This window comes from uncultured Winogradskyella sp. (assembly GCF_947498345.1).
Taxonomy (GTDB): Bacteria; Bacteroidota; Bacteroidia; order Flavobacteriales; family Flavobacteriaceae; genus Winogradskyella.
The window spans coordinates 141,192-163,813 of sequence record NZ_CANMJY010000004.1 but is presented as its reverse complement, the minus strand read 5'-3'; the positions used below and the strand labels follow the sequence as shown (position 1 = coordinate 163,813).

Here is a 22,622-nt window from a genome sequence, read left to right as displayed (position 1 = left end):
TTTAAACCTCAAAAAAACCAGTACTACCACCAACCCAGGTTTTATCCTTATTGTACTTAACTCCAACCATTTCCCCTTTACTGAGACGAATAAGATTACTAGCAATTTCAATCTTATTGGTTTTACTATTGTGAACCATCATCATACGCACTTCACATTTAGCAGGGACATCCATGGTTTCAATTATTGGTGCATAAGTAACTTTTTCTTGTAGTAGATAATTAGATTTATCTGCAATACTCTCTATGGTATTAGCTGTAACATTAATATAAACTCCAGAACCAGCAAATGAAAACAAAGGTTTTAATACATAATTTTCTAAATCCTCAGGAATTGTTTCTAACTTATCCAAATGATAGGATTTTGGCACATAATCACCTTTTAAAAAAGGCATTGTATACTTACTAATCCTAAAAAACCAATTAGGATGCCCTATCCATTCTACATCTACTTCATCCTGAAATTTAAATTGGCCTTCTAAATCTTTACGTTGGTGCAGCTCATCAAAAATAATACGATTATATATTTTTAGAATTCTAACGTCATTCCCTTTATCATCTCTATAAAATAGCTGTTTATCTTTCTTTATCAAATCGGTAATGCATAATATTTTAATTCCTAACATAGCCTCTGTAGCGTAAAAATCTATAGCGGTTGCTTGCTCATGTGGTTCTACTTCTAATAAAACCACCTGTACTGGATTTGTATCCCCAACGATTTCTGTTCTAAGTAAATCAATATATTCTTCAGTACTCATACCATTGAGATGCTGTGAGTAATCTCTGGGAATGGCATCGCCAAAGTGTTTTTTATACATGCGCCCTAAAAACTCTTGAAAAAAATACAATGAAGGAAAACCTTGAAGTTCAATAAGTTTTGGAACAAGTTCTCCTTGATCGTCCCTACAAATCCCAAAATCTAATTGAATAAATTTTGGCGGGCCAACTTCATTAGGTACAATGGTATTGTTATCAAAAAATGCATCTTTCGTTAACTCACTAAAATTTGGCTGATTAATTACATCAATGATTTCGTTACATGCCTCAACCAATTTATCTCTAAGCGTTTTAGGTATAAATACTGGTGTTTCAGCAATCTTAAACCTTACCTTATAATCAAATTCATCATTAATCTCATTTAATAATGCATTGTATTTCGCTAAGGTAAAATTATCGTTATAGATTTTTCTATTACTCTTAATCATTGCTCTTAAGACATTACAGGTTGCTTAATCATCTTCATAGCATTAGTGATAAACTTTGGCAGTACAGTATTATAGGTCATAATAAGTTTATCAGCATCATCTACTCTATCCATCATTTGATTATACTTCTGCTCTCCAAAACTTTCAATAACTACTTTTTTATTTTCTTCGAGTTTAAAAAAAGCTTCCATACTTACTGGATCTGCTTCGGGATGAAACTGTGTACCTACAAATTCATCAGAAAAACGTACCGCCATAATAGCGCGCTCTAATTCTACATGTGTTCTAATTTTTTCTAAACTCAAAATAGTGGCTCCATGACTTTTAAAAACGGTAAGCTTAGGTTGAACGAGCTGCCAATCTCTGGAATCTACAGCATAAAACGGATCGTTAAGTCCTTTAAATATAAGATCTTTATGCCCTTTTTTAGTTTGATGTACCTTCAGGATACCAAAAGATGTACTCCGTCTTGGTTTTATCTCACCCAATTCAAAATAATCGCAAATCACCTGAAACGAATAACAAATAAAAAACACGTGTTTCCTTTGAGTTGTTTCAGATTGATTGATATCCCATAACTCTTGCATTAAATCTAAGTATGGTTTTCTCCATTTGCCCTCTTCTAACGGACTACCTGGTCCTCCGCTAGAAATATAAATATCGTATGACGCATCTGGAATTTCTCCTTTAACCCTCACATCAAATATATTAAATACAACATCTTCATTAAAGGTCTCAACAATCTCTCTAATACAACGTAACCCTTGATTGGGTTCTCCATCATTCATATCTAATATGGCTAATTTCAATTTAGCTTTTGTCATAAATATTTGTAGGTCTTAAAGGTCTGTTATAGTTTGCTGTGCAATGTAATCTACAACTTTTTTAAGGTCTCGTGTATCTTTATATACGGTTAATTGGCGATCAGCTCCTGTACCATTTCTCATCATATTTCGTACATTTTCGATTTCTTTTCTTGAGCCAAGTTCATCTACTACATTATCTATAAAGTCTAGTAACTCTTCCATCAAAATAGTAGTATCTACTTCAATCTGTTTACCAAAATCGATCATCTTACCATCTATTCCATAACGCCCAGCACGCCATTTATTTTCGTTAATGAGCGCTCTATGGTAAGTTATAAAATTAAGGTTTTGACATTTTAATTTATAGAGCTTTGCTACCAGAGCTTGTATTAATGCTGCAATACTCAAGGTCTCCTCATAAGTCATTGGCACATCGCAAATTCTTACTTCTAATGTTGGGAAAACTGGATGTATTCTAATATCCCACCAAATTTTCTTAGGGTTATCTATACAATTGGTCTTAACCAAAGTGTCTACATAGTTTTGATATTGAGCATAATTATCAAAAACACCAGGAATGCCTGTTCTCGGAAACTTGTCAAAAATTTTAGATCGATATGATTTAAATCCTGTGTTTCTACCTTCCCAAAATGGTGAGTTAGTAGACAAGGCATACAAATGCGGCAAAAAGTAACGCATAGCATTTGTAATATGAAGTGCTAAATCTTTATCTGCAATGCCAACGTGCACATGAAGTCCAAAAATTAAATTAGAACGTGCAGTATCCTGTAGCTCATTAATAATTTGATCATAACGTGGATTAGGTGTAAGTAATTGTGTTTCCCATTTTGAAAAAGGGTGTGTACCAGCTGCTGCGATATTAAATCCTAAATCTTTAGCGATACCAGATATTGATTTTCTCAGGTGCTTAATCTGCTGCCTAGCATCAGTGATATCTTCACAGATATTAGTCCCAACTTCTACAACGGCCTGATGCATTTCTGCCTTAACCTGTTCTCCTAAAACCTTTGAAGCTTCGGCAACAATTTTCTGATCGTGTGAAATGAGCTCTCTAGTGTCTGGGTCGATTACCTGATACTCTTCTTCAATACCTAATGTAAACTTCATATTAATAAAATTTAAATAAGACCTGATTAAGATAAACAATCAGGGCGTTAATATATTTACTTCTTAGTAGCTCTTTTTTTAGGTGCAACTTTTTTTGAAGCTGTAGTGGACTTCTTCTTGGATACTGCTTTCGTAGCAGATGCTTTTTTAGTTGTTGTTTTCTTTGTAACTGCTTTTGTAGCAGTAGTCTTTTTGTTTGATGTGGTTTTGGTCGGTGCTTTCTTAACTGGAGCTTTCTTTACAGCATCCTTTATCGTTTTTGGTGCAGATTTTTTTGCTGAAGCTTTTGGCGTAGCTAATTGATCTTTTACAAAAGTTCCCCAGGTTAAATTCATTTGCCCTTTCTTATATTGCTTTGCTTTTGCAATAGCCATGTCTGCTGCATTTTCAACAATCCAATCAAAATTTTCTTGCCCTACAGAATGTATGTCAGCATCTGGTGCCGGATTACAAAAATCAATAGCGTAAGGTACTCCATCTCTCACTGCAAATTCTACTGTATTGAAATCGTAACCCAAAGCTTTATTAAGCTTTATACAATAATTTTCAACCAACTTGAGCAACTTTTTATCTACTTCTTGCCCATCAATTACATATCTTAAATGATGTGGATTCCTAGGCTCGTATTGCATTATGTGTACTTTGTCAGTACCCAAAACATAACATCTAAAATACTCGGTAAACTGAATTTCTTCTTGCAACATCATAACTAAATGTTCTGTCTCAGCGTGCTTTGCCCATAAATCTTCAGCATTGTCTACACGGTAAACACTTTTCCAGCCACCACCATCATGCGGTTTCATATAGGCAGGAAATCCTATGGTACTAAACATTTTTTCCCAATCGAAAGGAAACTTCATATTTCTAAAAGAATTTTCGTCAGTGTCCGGTGGTCTGTGAGATGTCGGCAAAATAAATGTCTTTGGTACAGGTACGCCAATTTTTTCTGCTAAGGCATTATTGAAGAATTTCTCATCTGCACTCCACCAAAATGGATTATTGATTACTGCTGTACCTGTAATTGCTGCATTTTTAAGATAAGCTCTATAGAATGGTACATCTTGCGAAATTCTATCTATTATTACGGCGTATTCATCTGATTTCGCCTGCTCAACAGTATCTATGGATACGGCTTCGGCCATCATATTCTTTATGCCTTGTGCCCTTATTTTTTCATTTACTCTATCGATAAATGCCCATGGAAAGGTATTTTCTTGACCAAATAATATTCCTATTTTTTTCATGTTTCAATTAATTAGTTGTTTTAGATTACATCTAAGTTTTATAATTTTGATAGGTAATGCGGAAACATTTGTCGCCACAATGGCCAATCGTGCTCAGCCCATTTACGCTCATCGTACCAAAAGGGTATATTTTTATTGTTTAATATCTCTGCCATTCTTTTATTGGCATCTAAACAGATATCCCATTCACCAACACCAAGAACAATTTTCATGTTCCATAAGTCTGAATGACTAGCATCTGGCATAAAGTCTACTGGGTTATTAAAAAATACATTATCATCATAATAACCATCCATAAAAGATTTAACATCAAACGAACCACTCATACTAAACATATGACTTACACGTTCTGGATGTCTAAAGGCAAAATTTGCGGCTTGATATCCTCCAAAACTAGGTCCAGCCATCGCTACTTTTTGTATTCCTTTTTCACTACAAATCTTGTTCACCAACTCGTTCATTATAAACTCATCGTAAACAATATGATTCTTAACACGTAATGAAGGATGAATGTTCTTATTATACCAACTTAGTTCGTTAATGCCATCTGGACAATAAATCTGAATGATCCCTTGCTCAACAAACCATCGTACGGACTCTACAAGCTCCATATCTCTACATTCATTATGTTTACCCATAGTCGTAGGAAACAAAATAACAGGATAACCCGAGTGACCAAATACCAACATTTCAATATCCCTACTTAATGTTGGCGAATACCATTTAAAATGTTCTTCTTTCAATTATTCTATTTTAGTTAGTTATAGTTTTAAGCAAGCAAAATTATAGTTTTTTAATCATCCAAAACAAATAATAACCCCCTAAATAGGTGTAAATCAGCTAATTTTATTAACTATATCGTTTTCGAAAAACTAAAATTGAAATATAACTGAGGTAAAATCCCTTATATGTGACAAATTGATAGGTTATAATTAGTAAAGATTATTAATTCTGATGACCATAACTATAAATTTAATATTGAGAAATAAAAGGATTAGAATTCATAAATAAAATCCCTAAAAGCCGTAATTTTGTAATCAAAATACTCTTGTTTTATGACTTATAGAATAGAAAAAGATACTATGGGAGAAGTTCGTGTTCCTGCTGATAAGCTTTGGGGAGCACAGACAGAACGTTCTCGTAATAATTTTAAAATTGGTGCCCCAGCATCAATGCCATTAGAAGTCGTTTACGGCTTTGCCTATCTAAAAAAAGCTGCAGCTTATGCCAATTGTGAATTAAATGTTTTAGATAAAGAGAAGCGTGATTTAATTGCGCAAGTTTGTGATGAAATTTTAGATGGTAAACACGATGACCAATTTCCGTTAGTGATTTGGCAAACTGGTTCTGGCACACAAAGTAATATGAATGTAAATGAGGTGATTGCCAACAGGGCACATCAGATAGCAGGAGGTGTAATTGGTGAGGGTGAAAAAACAATCCAGCCAAATGATGATGTTAACAAATCGCAATCGTCTAACGATACGTTTCCAACAGGAATGCATATTGCAGCATATAAGAAAGTTATTGAAACTACAATTCCTGGAGTTATACAATTAAGGAATACAATTCACAACAAATCAATTGCTTTTAGAGATGTAGTAAAAATAGGCAGAACTCATCTCATGGATGCAACTCCGTTAACTTTAGGTCAGGAATTTTCGGGTTATGTATCACAACTAGACCATGGCTTAAAAGCATTAGAAAGCACCTTAGCTCATTTAAGTGAACTTGCATTAGGAGGAACAGCTGTTGGAACAGGATTAAATACTCCTGAGGGTTATGATATTTTGGTAGCAAAATACATTGCTGAATTTACAGGTATGCCATTTGTTACCGCTGAGAATAAGTTTGAAGCACTTGCTGCACATGATGCCATTGTAGAAACTCACGGTGCTTTAAAGCAAATTGCTGTATCACTCAATAAAATAGCCAACGATATTAGAATGATGGCTTCTGGGCCACGTTCTGGTATTGGTGAGATTATCATACCAGCGAACGAACCAGGAAGTTCTATTATGCCTGGAAAAGTCAACCCAACGCAATGTGAAGCCTTGACTATGGTTTGTGCCCAAGTTATGGGTAATGATGTTGCAGTTACTGTAGGCGGAACTCAAGGTCACTACGAGCTTAATGTATTTAAGCCTATGATGGCCGCCAATATTTTGCAATCTGCTCAACTAATTGGTGATGCTTGCGTAAGTTTTGATAAAAACTGTGCTGAAGGCATCGAGCCAAATCATGCTGTAATTAAAGAATTACTTAATAATTCTTTAATGTTAGTAACTGCATTAAACACTAAAATCGGTTACTATAAAGCCGCAGAAATCGCAAATACGGCACACAAAAATGGAACAACTTTAAAAGAAGAAGCTATTAATTTGGGTTATGTTTCAGCAGAGGACTATGATGAATGGGTAAAACCAGAAGATATGGTAGGTAGTTTAAAATAACGATAAAAGGTTATTTTTTATCGACAAAATGCAATTTTTAAAATTTTATTGATACCTTGTCGGCTCAAAATCTATAAACATGAAAAAAAAATTACTTGCTTTATTAATAATATTTTGTACGGCCGCTACCGTGACATCGCAAACGGTTTGGTCTGCAAAAAATACTATAGACCCCTCAACCGGAGATAATCCTTATACTATTGCTTCTGGTTTAATTGATAGTGATACTCACCTAGATATTTTAATGGGTGCAGATACAGATAATATTATTGTATGGTACAAAGGTAATGGAGACGGTACATTTGTAAAACAAACTGCTGTAACCAATACCATAGTTAATGTTGTTGGGTTAAAACTAATTGATTTAAACACAGACGGAGATTTAGATATTTTAGCTGTAGGTTTTGGAAACTACGCCGCTAATTATGGCCAAAACTCTAAACTCGTTTGGTTTGAAAATGATGGTAATGGTACTTTTGGGGCTGAACAATTAATTACAGATGCGTATGATGGTATGAGTGGCCTTTTTGCTGGCACTATAGATGCTGGTGCTACAATAGATATCGCTGTGACGTCTTTAGTTGATAGCGAAGTTATTTGGTTTTCAAATGATGGTTCTGGAACTTTCGGTGCAGCTAGTAGTATAGATAATGTTTTGAATTCACCAGCTGTAATTAACATGAAAGACATAGATAGTGATGGAGATTTAGATGCTGTAATTGCCACTGCAAACTATGCTACAGATGTTATTGAAATATTTAGAAATAACTTAGTACCAAGTGGAACAGTAACCTTTACAAAAGATGCTACATCAATTGCAACAGGTAAAAAAGGAATTTTTAATGCTACTTTCGAAGATTTAGATGGAGATTCAAATTTAGATATTCTTGCTACCGAAGTATCATGTGGTTCTTTCTGCAGCAATACACCAGGAAACCTATTTTGGTACGAAGATAATGGCTCTGGTTTTACTGAAACTACATTTACTACTACTATTGCAAATCCTGCTGTAGCACAATTTAAAGATGTAGATGAAGATGATATAAATGATATTATACTCAGTAGTGGTACTTCGGGTAGTGGTAATGATTTAGTTTGGTTTAAAAATAATGGCTCAGGAAGTTTTGGAAGTGAAATGGTTATAGATGCTACGCAAAGTCAAGCATTTGTTTATTCGGTAAATGACTTTGATGATGACGGAGATATGGACATAGCTAGTTGTGCATATAACCAAGACAGTCTAAATTATTTCGAAAATCAATTTGAAACCTTAGATATAGACGAGTTAGATTTTAACGCTGTAAAAATATTTCCAAACCCAGCAAAAAATATATTGAATTTTGAAGGATTCTCTGTATCAACTATTGAGGTTTCAATCTTTGATATGCAAGGAAAAAAGGTGTTAAATCAATTACATAATACGAATGAAATGCTCGATATTTCAGAGTTAGCTATCGGACTTTATACGATAAATATAAATGGTACTTTTGCTTCAAAATTACTTAAAGAGTAACAATTGAAAAACGAATAAATTAGAACGCTAGTCGAAATGGCTGGCGTTTTTTTTATTCAAAAAAAATAGGCAACTTTACAAAAAGCCAACAACATGTCTATTCTTATCACTAACATCAAACAATTACTACAGGTATATGATACCAATGTTACCATAGTTAAAGGTAAAGCTATGAAAGAGCTACCTGCATTAGAGAATGCATACTTATATATAGAGCATGATACCATAATAGAATATGGAGAAATGAAAGATTGTGAAGGCATTGAAGCTGAAACAATCATCGATGCCACTGGGAAAATTGTTTTACCTTCTTGGTGCGACTCTCATACGCATATTGTTTATGCTGGTGACAGAACATCTGAATTTGTAGACCGTATCAATGGGTTAACTTATGCAGAAATCGCAAATAAAGGAGGTGGTATTTTAAATTCTGCCAAACTACTACAAAAAACAACCGAAGAGGATTTATATGAGCAATCTATCAATAGATTAGAAGAGCTTATAAAAATGGGTACTGGAGCATTTGAAATTAAAACAGGTTACGGTTTAACTGTCGAAGCAGAGTTAAAAATGCTACGTGTTATAAAACGAATTAAACAAGAGAGTTTAGCTAAGATAATCCCTACCCTTTTGGCAGCACATGCTATTCCTGAAACTTATAGAAATAAAAAACAAAATTATATTGAGCACATTATTAAAGACTTAATACCCAAAGCTGCTGCATTAAACATCACTCAATTTATAGATGTATTTTGTGAAGAGGGTTATTTTGATATTAATGACACAGAAGCAATTTTAAAAGCTGGAAAACAATATAATCTAAGGCCAAAAACACATGTCAACCAATTTAATGTTCTTGGCGGTGTTGCACTAAGTGTAAAATACAATGCGCTTTCAGTAGATCATCTCGAAGAGCTAAACAAAGCAGATATTGAAGCCTTAAAAGGAAGTAGTACTATTCCTGTTGCGCTGCCTGGTTGTTCTTATTTTTTAAGCATCCCATATACTCCTGCAAGACAACTTATAGATGCAGGATTACCACTAGCTATTGCCACAGATTACAATCCAGGTTCAGCTCCAAGTGGTAACATGAATTTTGTTGTAAGCGCAGCGTGTGTAAAGTTAAAAATGACCCCAGAAGAAGCTATTAATGCTGCAACTATAAATGGAGCCTATGCTATGGGAATAAGTAATATGTATGGTAGTATAACCAGAGGAAAAAAAGCCAATCTCATTATTACAAAACCTTTAAATCATTACAGTGAGATTCCATATGCTTTTGCCCACAATCCAGTAGAACAAGTTATTATTAATGGGCAACTCAAGGATATAAAAAATCCGGAAGAGAACTTCCGGATTTAACTATCAATCAATCAAATAATCAATTCTTATTTCAGAACGAATTCTGAAGTAGAAATCAATGCTTTATCATTAAATACGTTAACTTTGTAACGTCCTTTTTCAAATTTAGAATCTTTGTCTTCTGATATATACTCACAAATTGCAAGGTTTCTGTTTTCGTAATTAAAACGACTTATTAAACTGTAGTTTAGTACTTGATCTTCAAACTCGATCTGGTCATTAGATCCGAGAACATTATTTTTAGGGTCTATAACTTGCACATACAATTCTTTGTCTCCAGCTTCTGTCAATGTATTTTTCGCTACAGTAAAGCAAACTTTAATTTTATCACTTCTACTTGCACGCTCGGTTGGTATTTGTCTGCCATTTCTTCGCTCAATAACACCCATTCCTACAAGTCCAACAGTCTGTAAAGCCGCAGCATCTTCAACAACGCTTGCCAATTCTGTATTTTGTACTAAAAGAGAATCTGTAAATACAGTACGTTCTGCTAATTGTATTTGCGTACTATCTAAAGAGGATGCCAAATATTCATTTTCAACTTTTAGCTTGTCATTCTCTACCATTAGCACTTCCATTTCTTCCTGTAAAGCCAAAAATTTCTTTTTATATCTCCATAAGCTATTTACACTATTTTGAGATACTTTAAGCGAATCCATTAAACCCTGAATACGCTCTCTTGCAGCAATCAAATCCTGGTTTTTAATTTCGCTCTCAGCTATGGCTTCATCATATTGCATCGCCATATTATTTAAGTCATTCATCACTTGTTGCTTTTCAGTTACAAGTGTTTTTTCGGTTTCCTTTTTATCTGTGTAAAGTTTAGAAGCATAAAATGCTGTTCCTAAAAATAAAACCAAAAGAATTCCTAATCCTACTTTTAATCCTGTACTTGTTTTTTGCGAACTTTCCATAAAATATTTGTTTTAAGTTATTGTTAATTCTAGATTTTAAAATCTTATTTTAAGATTATTATAATTAAATAAAACTGTATTTTTATTTTGTAAAATATCAACTCCAAATGGAAAATCTCATATTATTTACTTCAAAAGACCGCGATACACTTTTAAAGCCTCGTAAAGGAGAATCAAAATTTGGAGAACATATTCAGTTATTACCTAACCTCACTAACATATACGATGACATTACAGATTTAGATGTTGACTATGTAATTTTTGGTATTTCAGAGGATATTGGTGTTTTTGCAAATTACGGAAAAATAGGTACTTATAAAGCTTGGGAGGCTGTACTTAAAATTTTGTTAAACATACAAAGTAATCGTTACACAAAGGCAAAACGTGTTCTTATTCTGGGACAATTGGATTACGAAAAAGAACGCGATATTATTACGCAGAAACCTATTAAAAAAACCATTTCTAAAGCTCGAAAACTGGTTGAAACTATAGATAAAGATGTAGCATATATTGTTTCGTCTATAGTAAAAGCTGGAAAAACACCAATAATTATTGGTGGTGGACACAATAATGCCTATGGAAATATAAAAGGTCTAGCGTTAGCAACAAATGATAAAATCAATGTTATAAATTTTGACGCGCATACCGATTTTAGAGCTGAAGAAGGTAGACACAGCGGTAATGGATTTAGCTATGCCTATGCCGAAGGTTTTTTGAAAAACTATTTCATTTTTGGGTTACACGAAAACTATACTTCAGAAAAGTTGTTTAAAACACTAAAAAAAATAAAACATCTAAAGTATAATACATATGAAGCTTTAGAGGTTAGAAATGAGTTAGATTTTAATTCTGAATTAGAATCTGCTTTAATTCATGTCTCTAACAAGCCTTTTGGTATTGAAATAGATTGTGATGCTATAGAAAATATACCTAGTAGTGCCATGACACCTTGTGGTTTTTCGACCCTAAAAGCCAGACAGTTTATTAACTATTTAGGAAAAAATAGTAATGCCAGTTATCTGCATATATGTGAAGCTGCACCAAAAAAGAAAACCGAAGCACTAACAGGTAAACTCATCACCTATTTAATTACTGATTTCATTAGAGCCAAAACTTAATTACCAAAATCTTTTGTTATAAAGTTAAGAATTTAATATATTTACATAAGTACTTATATAAACTATTATTAATATGGATTCGTTAAGAGGTTATGGCTATTTAGGCTTAGGTTCGCGATTAAAAAGAGTTAGTGATTATATGATGCGAGAAACGCAACTCGTTTATAACACTTATCATATAGACTTTGACCCATATTTATTTCCCATCTTTAAAACTATAAGCAATTATGATGGCATCACAAATGTTGAGCTGGTAGATCAATTAAAATTTACACAACCAGCAATTACGCAATTTGTAAATAAATTAAACAAAAAGGGTCTAATAAAACAAGTGAGCAGTGAAAAGGATAAGCGTAAGAAAATGATCCTTTTAACTGAAAAAGGACAAAACCTTTTACCAAAAATAAAACCATTATGGAACGCTATAGAAAAGACTGTGAAACAAATAACTAAGCACCAATCGGATACACTATTAGATCAAATAAATTACTTGGAGGATACATTTAAGCAAAATCATTTTAGCGAATTGATATTAAAAAATATGGACTCTAAAATGAAGAATTTAATAACAATAGTTGACTATAGAAAAAACTTTGCTAATCATTTCTACGACTTAAATATCGAATGGTTAGAAACGTTTTTCTATGTTGAACCTTTTGATGAAGAAGTGTTAAATAAACCAGATAAATACATTATTGATAAAGGAGGTTATATTTTCTTCGCTTTAAAAAACGATGTTATTGTTGGTACTGTTGCTTTAATGCCAACTAAAGACAACGGAATTTTAGAACTGACAAAAATGGCTGTTCATCCTGAAGAACGAGGGCAAAAAATCGGACAGAAATTATTACAGCATTGTATAGATTTTGGTAAAAAAAAGCATCTTAAAGCCCTGCTCCTCTACTCTAATACTAAATTAGAAAATGCTATTTATTTATACAGAAAATATGGCTTTAAAGAATTGAAATTAGAAGTGAATACTCCTTATAAACGATCAGATATTAAGATGTTGCTAGAATTGTAAATTTTCATATTCCTTACAGTATATATCATTTTTTTCACAAAGTAAACTTACAACTTCCAGTAATAATTGATTAGCTTCTATTGAATTTGGTTTGATATTTTTAGCAAGCTTAAATTCTGATAATGCGCCTATGTAATTTTGTGCGTTTAATCTCCTCGTTCCTGATGTTAACAGAAATTTAAAAGCTCGATCATTTTTAGCCTCTCTCAAAGTTTCTACTTTTTGATTATGTATTCTTGCTTGTTTTAACCAATTAGGTATAGAAATACAGGTTAGCATAGTTAATACTAAAAAAAGTAAAATTCCAAAATTATAGTTCCCTTTATTTTTTGAAGGCCGCAACTTAAACTCTCTTTCATAAATCGGGATTTTTGTAAATGAGCCTTTACGCTCCATAGAATATGGTTGACGCGGACGCATCGTATAAATCCATTTCTGCATACCAAACCCCATGAAACCCATAATAAAATCTTTATAATATAGGTCTTAAAACTTTCATTAAAGTTACAATATGAAGACTATAGTATATCCATTAATCATAGTCATTTTAAAGCCTTCAAAGAATCTATTTGACGCTGTAATGCTTCTATTTGCTCAGTATTATCATCAACTTTAGGAATCGTTTTTAATGAGTCAATCTGTGTTTGCATTAAATCTTCATCTTTTGGCTCTTCTTTATAGTAATAACCAATTCCCTCGCTTGCTCTCCAGGCTTCATTTAATTGGTTGTATACAGTTTCATCCCAACTACTAGGATGCTTAACATCAATCCATATGACGTCTCTATATTCGCTATCTATTAAAACCAAATCTGGTGTTGCAGAGCCATCGAACTGTTGCGCATTTTCTTCACTAATTGAAGATATTGTTCCTAAGAAGAACATACGTTTTCTTCCTGCTATATCTTTAATATAGGGTCTAAACTCAACTGGTGTACTGGCTTTCCAGTCATATTCTTTACGAGATTCTTTTACTTTTAGTGGCATCGCTGACACACCTGCATAACCTTGTTTCTTAGTGGCATGGTCATAGTAGTATAGTTTATCGGTTCCATCTGCAGGTACAAAGACACTGTAACTTAAGCTTGTACGCTCATCACCTACAGGTTCTAATCCAAACCAATGATATAAGCCACTGTAAGCATCAGAATTACTCCCTGCAAAATCAAAATCGGTTACATATGGTTGCTGATTCTGGTCTTTTGGCATTAATGGAATTTTTACTGCTGTCTCCATGTTCCAAGGTAAAGGGTCGCTAAATCCACCTAAAAATTTTAAAGATTCTGCCTGTAGTTGCGATACTTCTTCTGCTAAAGTATTCTGTTTGTTTAAAAATGGGTAGTTTTTAATTTCATCTGGACTCACAAACGTACCTTTACCTATGGTAATACGTTCTATATAATCGTTGATATCGTGTTCTCCATTATCAATAATCATTACACCACCAAACGATGGATAAGGAAAAAAGAAACCTTTCCACTTTATTAGACTTACCACCTGTACCCAAACACCTTCATCATTCTTCATATAATAGGTGTCACTAGGCTGGTAATTAAATAACATCCATGGATTAAAGCGTTGTACCACGGCATTATAGGTATTTCTACTAAACTTTAAAGACTCACCTATTGAAAAGGTGACATCAATACGGTTTTCGTTTGAAAACCTTGGAAATGGTGTTGTACTACTCACTGCAAAAACTTCTTCAGTATTATCGCTAATACGCTGCATAATATATTTTTCACTAGGCTGTATAGCCATGGTCCATTTGTTCTCAGTACCAATTCTTACTAAATGTGGTAATGATACATCCTTGGTTTCTCCTACACTTTCATTGGCCATTGAGAAAACATTTCGCAATGGCTGAATGCGTTCGTTCTGTGTTAAAGGTAATTCGTCAATTTCTACTTTATTAAGACTATTAAATACATTATAGGTTTTCATGTAATCGTACAGGCCTTGGTTCCAGCCCAGAAAATATAAAAGTCCAAAAAATACAATTAGTAAACCTAAAATACCTAATCTACTACCTGTACTTGCTGTTTTTCTAAACTTTCTTAAACCCAGTATTAAAACCAAAAGGCTTATTAAAATTACAAAAATGTATTTTCTAATAAATAGTAAAAAAGGTTGGTAATCGTCTCTAAAGAAAAAGAGTAGTATTAAAAGGAGTAACCCTACAAAAATTGTAATTCGTTTTTGTTTTGTTCCTTTATTCCAATAAGATTTTATCATGAATATATTGTTATCATTGCGGGACCTGATACATTAGGACATAGCAATCATTAGATTAATAATTTTTTTAAGAAATTCTGAAAATGAGTTCAGAATGACTCGATCTTCTACATTAGTCCCTTATCCTTTAATCGCTCACGAGCAGATTTTTGATCTGCTTCTGGCTCTGGCTCATTCTCTATTTCTTTTTTGGCTACTTCAATAACCTTATTGTTTTTATTTTTTAAATCCTCTATAAAATCTTTTCCTTTTTCTACAGCGCCTTCTACCATATCACCTATGGAATCACTTTTTTCTTCAACAACTTCAGTAGTTTTAATAACGAAGTTAGCCAAATAAGTTCCTAAAAGTGTTCCTGTTGCAAAGGATGCATAAGCAGAAACACCATCTACGCTAGAAAAAATATTTAAAGGAGTTAAAAATTGAACGATTAACGTCACAGTTAAGGTTAATATAATTACAAAAATTAAACGTGGTAAAAACGATTGCTTAAAAACAAATCCCTTAGGATTATCAGCACTCATTTGCAATTCTTTACTATTTACAATTTTGTTTAGAAACCTATATACGCCATTACTGTTAGATTCTCTCCAATACAAAAATATTCCGAGTAATATACCTAATATAAATGCTATAATATCTATTCCCATGACTTTGTGTTTTAGCTTCTTATAAAATTAGTCTAAAATTCTTAAATATTGTTACGAATCGTTTCTATTACCCAATCTCTAAAAGAATCGTCCCAAGTATCATAACTCTTATAAAACTGTTCTTTATCATACCAGTATAAAAACAGTACATCCTTTGGCGATATATTAACTAAAAGCTTATGAATTAAATCGCGATGCTCAGCCGAGAGTGATGAATGCGGATGGTGCAAGGCAAAATACATGGACTGGTCTACCATGTCTTCGATTTTATATGCATTACTTCTTTCAAGCTTTTCGAGATATAGCTCTACTCCCATAACTTGTTTACGTGTCTTTATATCGATTTTATTCAAATAGCTTTTAAACAAGGAATTGCTATTTAAAATTTCTTTAATAGGATGGTCAGTATCATTTAGGGATTGGTAGAGTTCAAACTTTTTAATGCGTTCATAGTTTGTTGTTTTTACCATATGCTCTAAATCACACTCAATAATAATGTGATCCTTGAGTTTATCTACTAATTCTGGTTGCGAAATATGATAAATCAACACATCGTGGATAGTGTCTTTTATTGCCTCTTTATAAGCATCTTTACTTTCAAAAACCACAATGGGTTTTATAAAATCCCTTAATAAATAAACTCCGTCAAATGCACGTGTATAGAAAGAACCTGTTGAAAAGTGTAATGGATGCAAACTTAAATCTCTATCGCGCAAGTCACCATAAGTCATAGCTGAATGTAACAACTCTTTATGGATGTTTTCGTCTATAAAGTTGTTGCCAGTTCTAAACTTATCGACCAATTTTAACTGTTGTTTTTGCTTGTCTTCGAGATTATCTATAAGCCTAAACGTGATGCTAACATCATTATATTTTAAAACATCTAAGGGCTCGTAAAATACATCTATATCTTGGTCAAAATCGATACATATTGCAGAATCTCTGGTAATATCATTAATCTTTCTACCATGAGTCCTAAAAATATGCTGCATCATTTCTCTATCAAATGAGTGAAATGGTAAGTACACAGGTTTTCCTTTTTGTAAAGGGGAAATAATAATACCATGAGGATTAGCATCTCCGTGATTAAGGTACTGAACATCTTTTTTTTCCTCTGCAACTTCAGGGCTCCAACCTACTCCATCAATCGAAAACGACTTTAACTTAGTTTCTTTAAATCCTAAAGTTTTCAGGCATTTATTATAACGCTCTACTAACTTACCATTTACAGGAATAAGTTCACTTCTATATAAATTTGCTTGTTTTAACTTGTCCATTTTATTGCCGCAAAACAGTAATTTTATTTTTCTATTATTTTGAGATTCCTGCCTACACAGGAATTACTAACGTATTTATCTTAGCATACTGCAATAACATTATAGTTTTTGCATCAATAATCTCTTCATTTTGTATCATTAGTATTGCTGTATTAAAGGGAATCTCTAAAATTTCTATTTCTTCGCCTTCGCTTTCTAAGCCTCCACCATCATTGATCTTCATTCCGTCATTATATTCAGCTACAAATAAGTACATTTTTTCAGTTAATGCGCCAGGAGATGTATATGCTGTTAGCACTTGTTTTGCATCGGTAATCTTATAACCCACTTCTTCTTCTACTTCTCTTATAATGGTTTGTAATGGTGTTCCGCCTTTATCAATAGCTCCTGCACAAACTTCTATAGACATGCCATCATTTTTATCATTCTCATAAGTTGGCATTCTAAACTGTTTGGTTAAAATAATTGTTCCCTTTTCTTTATTATATAGCAATATTGCTGTACCATTTCCACGATTATAGGTTTCTCGAGATAAACGCTTCCATTCACCATTTTTAAACTTAAAATCATAGTCAATACGGTCTAACTTTGCCCAAGCATTTGATAGGTTGATGTGTTTTATATTTTTCAAGTTTTTCATAAAAACTAATCACCATTACCAAACTGCTCTCTAGCTTCAGTTTCAATATTTAATTGATTGATTCTCGCATCAACTTTTCGCTTAAAGTCCGTATCTGCTATAGTTGCTACGTTATCTAAATAACGTACCACTTCTTGTCGTCTGATATCACTAAAATCTAATCCTTTCATATTAGATCGCATTAATTCTTTTAGCATACCAAACTTAGTGTCGTAATCTTTTTTAAAGTACACTTCAGGGTTTTCGAACCAATCTTGTTCTAAGTCAAAGTCTGTAAGTCTAAGCGATACTGCTTTTTGAATATTACGCACGTCACGAGACGAAAAGAATGGAAATATCTTCTGAATCTCAGTATACAAATGTGCATAGAACATATGCTCATTATCTTTATACTTACTCGACACTTTTTCAAAAGTATCAAGAACACGTTCTTCTGTAGGCTTATCTATTTTATCTAAAATTTCACCTAAATTTTTAGCTACTTGTTGTGCATCTAAATAGTTGTAACCGTTAGGATTACTCATGTTTATAAATTCTGGCATAGTGTCTTCAAGCTTTCTCCACCATAAGTAATCCTGATCGACAAAGTCTTTTTCGTTTCTGGCACCATCAATTTTAAAACGCCCTTGTACACGAGAAATTACAGCCTTATCGAGCATTTCTGGAAGGTTAGTAAACAAACCAATAGAACTATTGCCATAATTAACTGCATAAGCACCTTCAGTATATCTCAAAAACACACCTATCACTTCCTTAACACCTGCTGAGACACCTTGTGCTGTTCGTTCTTGTAGATTATTCTCAGCATCATCAATTGGGGCGAAAATTAAACGTGTAGGATCTTGTAATGGTTTCATCCATTCTACCATCTTTTCTGCAGATCCACCTTGAAATGTACTTACAATGGTATCTGGCATTGGGTGAAATAAAAATGGGATCTCTAAATTTTCACTATATTCTTTTAGTCGCGTAGCTATTGCTGCTATAAGCATACTTTTTCCTGTACCCGGAATTCCATAACCCATAAAAACAGGCATAAAACCACCCAGTTCTTGAAATGGATTTTTCTTAACTTCAAAATCATAACTTAAGATACGTTCAGTTAAACGTCTGGCAAAGTGTTTAGCATCCTTGTTACCGACGATTTGTTCAAACTGAACCTTATTGAATTCTACACTAACAGCAGTGCCAGCAAAAACATTGTTCCAACCATCGACAGCAAAATCTGAACTTTCTAACTTATAGGTTCTATCTTCAATGGTTTCGGTATATTCAAGTGTACTTTTACGTAATTGAATTTCATCAATCAGGGCTTCAAAATAAACAACTGTAAAATCAATGACATCTTTATCTGATTTTATTATATCTGGATGTCCTAAATACTTGTCGTAATAAAACAATTGGCATGAAATTCCTTTTAAAGGTGATATTAATGATACCTCAGGAATACCTGCAAACTTCTGCTTCATAACTGATAAATCATCTGAGGCATGAGGCTTTAAATCGTGTAAGATCTTGTATGCTGTTGCAAATAACATAAACGCCGTTGCTGTCTGCATCTTACTTTCGTATTCTCTTTTCCCTGCATTATCCAGTGCAGATCTATTTTCATACAAGGTGGATAAACCTGAAGCATCATAGTAACTATCTTTTACCCAGATACCCAGAGTTAAACCTTCTTGTACAGCATATAATGTATGGTTTAAATCTATTGGAATGGCAACTGACTCTGGTAGCAAGCGTTTCTTTAAAGCCAGAATAGTTTTAGACACTGAAGTTATAGATACATTACTTCCATTATTTGCTCGGGATAAATACAGTAAAATAGATTCATCTTTACCATTGCTGTCTTTATTCTTAGCACGTTGACTCTGCTCCCATTGTATAGATTTTAAATAGGATGTCGCTTCATCACGAAGCATATCGAGTTCATTTTGTTTTATAGGAAATGTTGAATTGTGTTCCATTTAATTTGCTAAAAAGTTAAAAATCTTAAATCTAGTGTATATTATTCCCAAGAGTCAAAAAACTCAGTAATATCTGCTCCATCGTTATCTACATAAATATTATCCCAATAGAGGCTTTGGTCAGTTTTTATAAAAACACGATAATAACCCGTTTCAAAACCTTCGAGATTTAAATTGATATTTGTATTTGATAAATCATTATATGATTGCATTGAAGCTTGAGAAATTTCATTAACAGTATAGGTGTTTTCATTTAAAATCGCATTGAAATCAGTATCTTGAAATATTTTGTTTGCATTTGCATCAACTAACCAAATATCTGTTATTACTTCATTAGTTTGAGAAATTTGAATAGATAGAAAATCTCTAACAGGATTAGGGAATGCAATCACCGACACTGAAGAGATGTTTAAAGGCATTCTAACATTAGGGTTTCCTAACCTAAAGCCAGCTGAAAGATTATCTTGTCGTGCATTAATACCAGTTACTATATCTATAGCTGTTTTATTAGAACTACCACCATCATCATCATTTGAGCATGCAAAAACCGTTAAAAAACTAATAATGATTATATAAAATTTATACTTTAAATTCATTCTTATATTTTTAAATCAGAAACCTGAACAGGCGGAATAGCTAGTTTATTCATAATTTCTGGTGTCTTATTATACAATAATTGTATGATTCTGTGTGGTGCAAAAACATAACGCTGTCTATATGTGCTTCCCCATTTTTGGAAGGTCTGTTTACTAAAAAAACCACCTTCTTTAAATTCGCTCTGCGAAGCTAATTCATCAACCTTAAAAGATACCACATAAGATTCTAGTGGGATTGTTTTTTTAGCTATACCATCTAAGATCGTATGGGTAATTTCATTCTCATCCTTAGCAAAGACATTATGTATTGGTCCTAAGTCTATACGCTTAATAAGTTTTGGTAATACTTTTGGTAAACGCTTATCTATAGCGTAAGCCATAGTATCTAAAGCCATTTCTCGATCAGATGTGTTTTTTAAAACTGTATAGATTTCATCTTTATAATCTTGAGCATTTCTACCATCATAGTTAAAATAGAGGTAACAAATAAATGGTCTGTTGTGCGTAACATCATAAAAACTCCAACTCACTAAATACTCTGCAGGTGATTCTTTTGGTGCTGCAATAATTTTACCTTGTACAAAACGATTAAAAATATATTCTTTTTTGGCCGATGTATAGTAAACTATTGATGAAGCCTGGAACAACTTGCGCTTAGAAATGGGTAGTTTTTTGCGCATTAACGTATCTAAGAATTCGTCTTTTAAAATATCAATATCTGTAAGTTTATTTAAGAATTCTTCTCTTAATTCTAAATCATTGAACAGATAACGAAACTCAAGATAATTTGGAAAACTTGAATCGGTTAAATCGACTTTCATATTATCCTCATCATCGTACATATACTTAACACGCATAGCCTCAATAGAATAGAGCAACAAGTCCGTATATTGCTTAAATAATACTATTTCTTGTTGATTAAGTATTTGCTTCTCTTGCACAGCAGTAATCAATTCTTTAAGTGTAAAATCTATCATCTTATGATAGAATACGTACTGCTCTTTAGAGTCTAATACTGCTGAATCTAATGGTGTAACAATCATATTTAGTTATGCAATTAACAGCCGCAGTATTCAGCAGTTGAGCATTACCAAATCCCTACAGAATACCTAAGACTATACTATTTAAGACAACAAGTCATCGTCATTAGCTTCTGGTTTTGGCTCATCTGATGGTTCACCACCATCTGCAGGTGCATTGGGATCAGCATTATAATATTCATCAAAAATCTCTTTCATATCAATCCCATAACGATCAGCAAAGTTTTTTTGAATTTCAGCATCCTTAGACCTAATATCCTTTAAAGCCTCAGCATAACTTCCGTATACTCCTTGCATTACTTTTTCGTGGACTGGAATATTATCCATCATTTCCTGACGCGCTTTGGCACTAGCTGTATGCATTGCTGCAAGTGTTTCGCCAATATGTTCATCAGTTTTAACACCTAAATGTTCTAAAATTGCAGCAAATTCCTGATCAGTACGTGCTTTGAGAGCAACCACATAGCCATCATAGTATTTTAAACGTTCATCAGTATCTGATTTTAATTTAGCACGATGTGTTTGTAAATTACTTCTTAAAGAAGTAAGTACTTTAATGGTTAAGTTATGTTTATGAACAAAACTATCCTTTGACGCTGCTAAAGTCGTATAGGCATTTTTCAAACCTTCTAATTCTTCAACTTGCTGCTCTAATTGTGTGACTTTTTCTAAAGCTTCAGAATATTCTGTAGATTGCTTATCTGCAACTTCTTCTAAAGCTTGGCGTGCCTGCTTTAACAATGCATATTGCTCCTCGAGTTTTACTTCAACTTCTTTTTTCTTCTGGAGAGCTTTGGTATGATTATTACTAGCTTCTACAATAGCCGTTTTAAGACTCTCTTCTACCTCTTTAATTTCTAGCTCTCTATCTTTTAAACGCTTAATTGCAGCTTGACTCTTAAATGACAATTCATTTAACAATGTTTGCACATCTGCAGTTTCTATACGTTGCTGAAACATAGCTTTTGCTCTATTATCTGCAGAACCCCGTTCTTTTTGTGCTGATGCTAACTCTTGCTCAGCATCTCTAATTTTTCCTTTACGTCCCCAGAGGTTATTCCACCAGGTATCTGGTTTGTTGTTAGCATCTTCTAACTCAACTTTTGCACGTTCTAGTCGTTTTACAGCATCATCAATAATCTTTTGCTCAGCAGCATTAAGTGCAGAAAAACCTTCAAACATAATACCTACTTCATCTTGATAGTCTGTTAAATCTTTAATAGCATCAAGAAGTGTAGTTCTATCCTTTTCTGCCATATCCACAACATTGTCTAATGTAGCATTTAGAATTTTCTGACGGCTTTCCGGATCATCCTCCTGAGCAAGCTTAGACTTCATTTGGTCTATAGCTTTCCCCCAGTTTACATCTACTTTTTCAGCTTTTTCTTGTGAATTAGTTTCTAATAAATCAAAATCATCAGACATATTGTATGGTATTATTTAATTGAACAA

19 protein-coding genes and 1 pseudogene are annotated in these 22,622 nt (G+C 33.2%); 5 read left to right on the top strand and 15 right to left on the bottom strand.

Annotated elements, in window-relative coordinates; genetic code table 11:
* Nucleotide 1 precedes the first annotated feature (1 nt).
* The 5 genes and pseudogenes from Q0912_RS07195 to Q0912_RS07175 form a co-directional block, all read right to left on the bottom strand.
* On the bottom strand, nucleotides 2-1,204 hold the full coding sequence (locus Q0912_RS07195; protein WP_299113509.1) for a hypothetical protein: 1,203 nt from the start codon (nucleotides 1,202-1,204) through the stop codon (nucleotides 2-4).
* 5 nt (nucleotides 1,205-1,209) lie between these two features.
* Nucleotides 1,210-2,028, bottom strand: coding sequence for a GMP synthase (locus Q0912_RS07190; protein ID WP_299113507.1), 819 nt, complete (start codon nucleotides 2,026-2,028; stop codon nucleotides 1,210-1,212).
* Between the two features lie 15 nt (nucleotides 2,029-2,043).
* Nucleotides 2,044-3,138 (bottom strand): carboxylate-amine ligase, encoded by a 1,095-nt coding sequence (locus Q0912_RS07185; protein ID WP_299113505.1) that lies wholly within the window; start codon nucleotides 3,136-3,138, stop codon nucleotides 2,044-2,046.
* A 296-nt stretch (nucleotides 3,139-3,434) separates the two neighbouring features.
* Nucleotides 3,435-4,382: pseudogene (locus Q0912_RS07180) on the bottom strand (hypothetical protein); the annotation flags it as partial.
* A 38-nt stretch (nucleotides 4,383-4,420) separates the two neighbouring features.
* Nucleotides 4,421-5,125: an alpha/beta fold hydrolase gene (locus Q0912_RS07175; protein WP_299113501.1), complete on the bottom strand. Its 705-nt coding sequence runs from the start codon at nucleotides 5,123-5,125 to the stop codon at nucleotides 4,421-4,423.
* Nucleotides 5,126-5,437: 312 nt separating this feature from the next.
* Between Q0912_RS07175 and fumC the strand changes: the two genes are divergently transcribed.
* From fumC to hutI, 3 genes are all read left to right on the top strand, one after another.
* The gene (fumC, locus tag Q0912_RS07170; protein WP_299113499.1) at nucleotides 5,438-6,835 is read left to right on the top strand and encodes a class II fumarate hydratase; all 1,398 of its coding nucleotides are present in this window, start codon (nucleotides 5,438-5,440) and stop codon (nucleotides 6,833-6,835) included.
* A 79-nt stretch (nucleotides 6,836-6,914) separates the two neighbouring features.
* On the top strand, nucleotides 6,915-8,348 hold the full coding sequence (locus Q0912_RS07165) for a T9SS type A sorting domain-containing protein (RefSeq protein ID WP_299113497.1): 1,434 nt from the start codon (nucleotides 6,915-6,917) through the stop codon (nucleotides 8,346-8,348).
* Nucleotides 8,349-8,441: 93 nt separating this feature from the next.
* Nucleotides 8,442-9,710: an imidazolonepropionase gene (gene hutI / locus Q0912_RS07160; protein WP_299113495.1), complete on the top strand. Its 1,269-nt coding sequence runs from the start codon at nucleotides 8,442-8,444 to the stop codon at nucleotides 9,708-9,710.
* 26 nt (nucleotides 9,711-9,736) lie between these two features.
* On the opposite strand, the gene Q0912_RS07155 is transcribed toward hutI, so the two are convergent.
* Nucleotides 9,737-10,624 carry a chromosome partitioning protein ParA gene (locus Q0912_RS07155; RefSeq protein WP_299113493.1) on the bottom strand — a complete coding sequence of 296 codons (888 nt, stop codon included), beginning with the start codon at nucleotides 10,622-10,624 and terminating at the stop codon, nucleotides 9,737-9,739.
* Between the two features lie 107 nt (nucleotides 10,625-10,731).
* Here Q0912_RS07155 and Q0912_RS07150 point away from each other — a divergent pair, with 107 nt between their 5' ends.
* Together Q0912_RS07150 and Q0912_RS17485 are read left to right on the top strand one after the other, a co-directional pair.
* On the top strand, nucleotides 10,732-11,742 hold the full coding sequence (locus Q0912_RS07150; RefSeq protein ID WP_299113491.1) for a formimidoylglutamase: 1,011 nt from the start codon (nucleotides 10,732-10,734) through the stop codon (nucleotides 11,740-11,742).
* A 73-nt stretch (nucleotides 11,743-11,815) separates the two neighbouring features.
* Nucleotides 11,816-12,766 carry a bifunctional helix-turn-helix transcriptional regulator/GNAT family N-acetyltransferase gene (locus Q0912_RS17485; protein WP_366125123.1) on the top strand — a complete coding sequence of 317 codons (951 nt, stop codon included), beginning with the start codon at nucleotides 11,816-11,818 and terminating at the stop codon, nucleotides 12,764-12,766.
* On the opposite strand, the gene Q0912_RS07135 is transcribed toward Q0912_RS17485, so the two are convergent.
* From Q0912_RS07135 to Q0912_RS07095, 9 genes are all read right to left on the bottom strand, one after another.
* Nucleotides 12,755-13,228 carry a hypothetical protein gene (locus Q0912_RS07135; RefSeq protein ID WP_299113489.1) on the bottom strand — a complete coding sequence of 158 codons (474 nt, stop codon included), beginning with the start codon at nucleotides 13,226-13,228 and terminating at the stop codon, nucleotides 12,755-12,757. The genes Q0912_RS17485 and Q0912_RS07135 overlap by 12 nt on opposite strands.
* An 80-nt stretch (nucleotides 13,229-13,308) precedes the next feature.
* The gene (locus Q0912_RS07130) at nucleotides 13,309-15,000 is read right to left on the bottom strand and encodes a hypothetical protein (protein ID WP_299113487.1); all 1,692 of its coding nucleotides are present in this window, start codon (nucleotides 14,998-15,000) and stop codon (nucleotides 13,309-13,311) included.
* 107 nt (nucleotides 15,001-15,107) lie between these two features.
* A complete protein-coding gene (locus Q0912_RS07125; RefSeq protein WP_299113485.1) occupies nucleotides 15,108-15,650 on the bottom strand; it encodes a hypothetical protein in 543 nt (180 codons plus the stop codon).
* A 41-nt stretch (nucleotides 15,651-15,691) separates the two neighbouring features.
* Nucleotides 15,692-16,927 (bottom strand): DUF6638 family protein, encoded by a 1,236-nt coding sequence (locus Q0912_RS07120; RefSeq protein WP_299113483.1) that lies wholly within the window; start codon nucleotides 16,925-16,927, stop codon nucleotides 15,692-15,694.
* 52 nt (nucleotides 16,928-16,979) lie between these two features.
* Nucleotides 16,980-17,567: an NUDIX domain-containing protein gene (locus Q0912_RS07115; protein ID WP_299113481.1), complete on the bottom strand. Its 588-nt coding sequence runs from the start codon at nucleotides 17,565-17,567 to the stop codon at nucleotides 16,980-16,982.
* Between the two features lie 5 nt (nucleotides 17,568-17,572).
* On the bottom strand, nucleotides 17,573-19,534 hold the full coding sequence (locus Q0912_RS07110) for an AAA family ATPase (RefSeq protein ID WP_299113479.1): 1,962 nt from the start codon (nucleotides 19,532-19,534) through the stop codon (nucleotides 17,573-17,575).
* A gap of 41 nt (nucleotides 19,535-19,575) precedes the next feature.
* Nucleotides 19,576-20,130, bottom strand: coding sequence for a hypothetical protein (locus Q0912_RS07105; protein ID WP_299113477.1), 555 nt, complete (start codon nucleotides 20,128-20,130; stop codon nucleotides 19,576-19,578).
* Nucleotides 20,131-20,132: 2 nt separating this feature from the next.
* Complete coding sequence (locus Q0912_RS07100) at nucleotides 20,133-21,173, bottom strand: hypothetical protein (RefSeq protein ID WP_299113475.1); 1,041 nt, start codon at nucleotides 21,171-21,173, stop codon at nucleotides 20,133-20,135.
* A gap of 81 nt (nucleotides 21,174-21,254) precedes the next feature.
* Nucleotides 21,255-22,595 (bottom strand): microtubule-binding protein, encoded by a 1,341-nt coding sequence (locus tag Q0912_RS07095; RefSeq protein WP_299113473.1) that lies wholly within the window; start codon nucleotides 22,593-22,595, stop codon nucleotides 21,255-21,257.
* Nucleotides 22,596-22,622 lie beyond the last annotated feature (27 nt).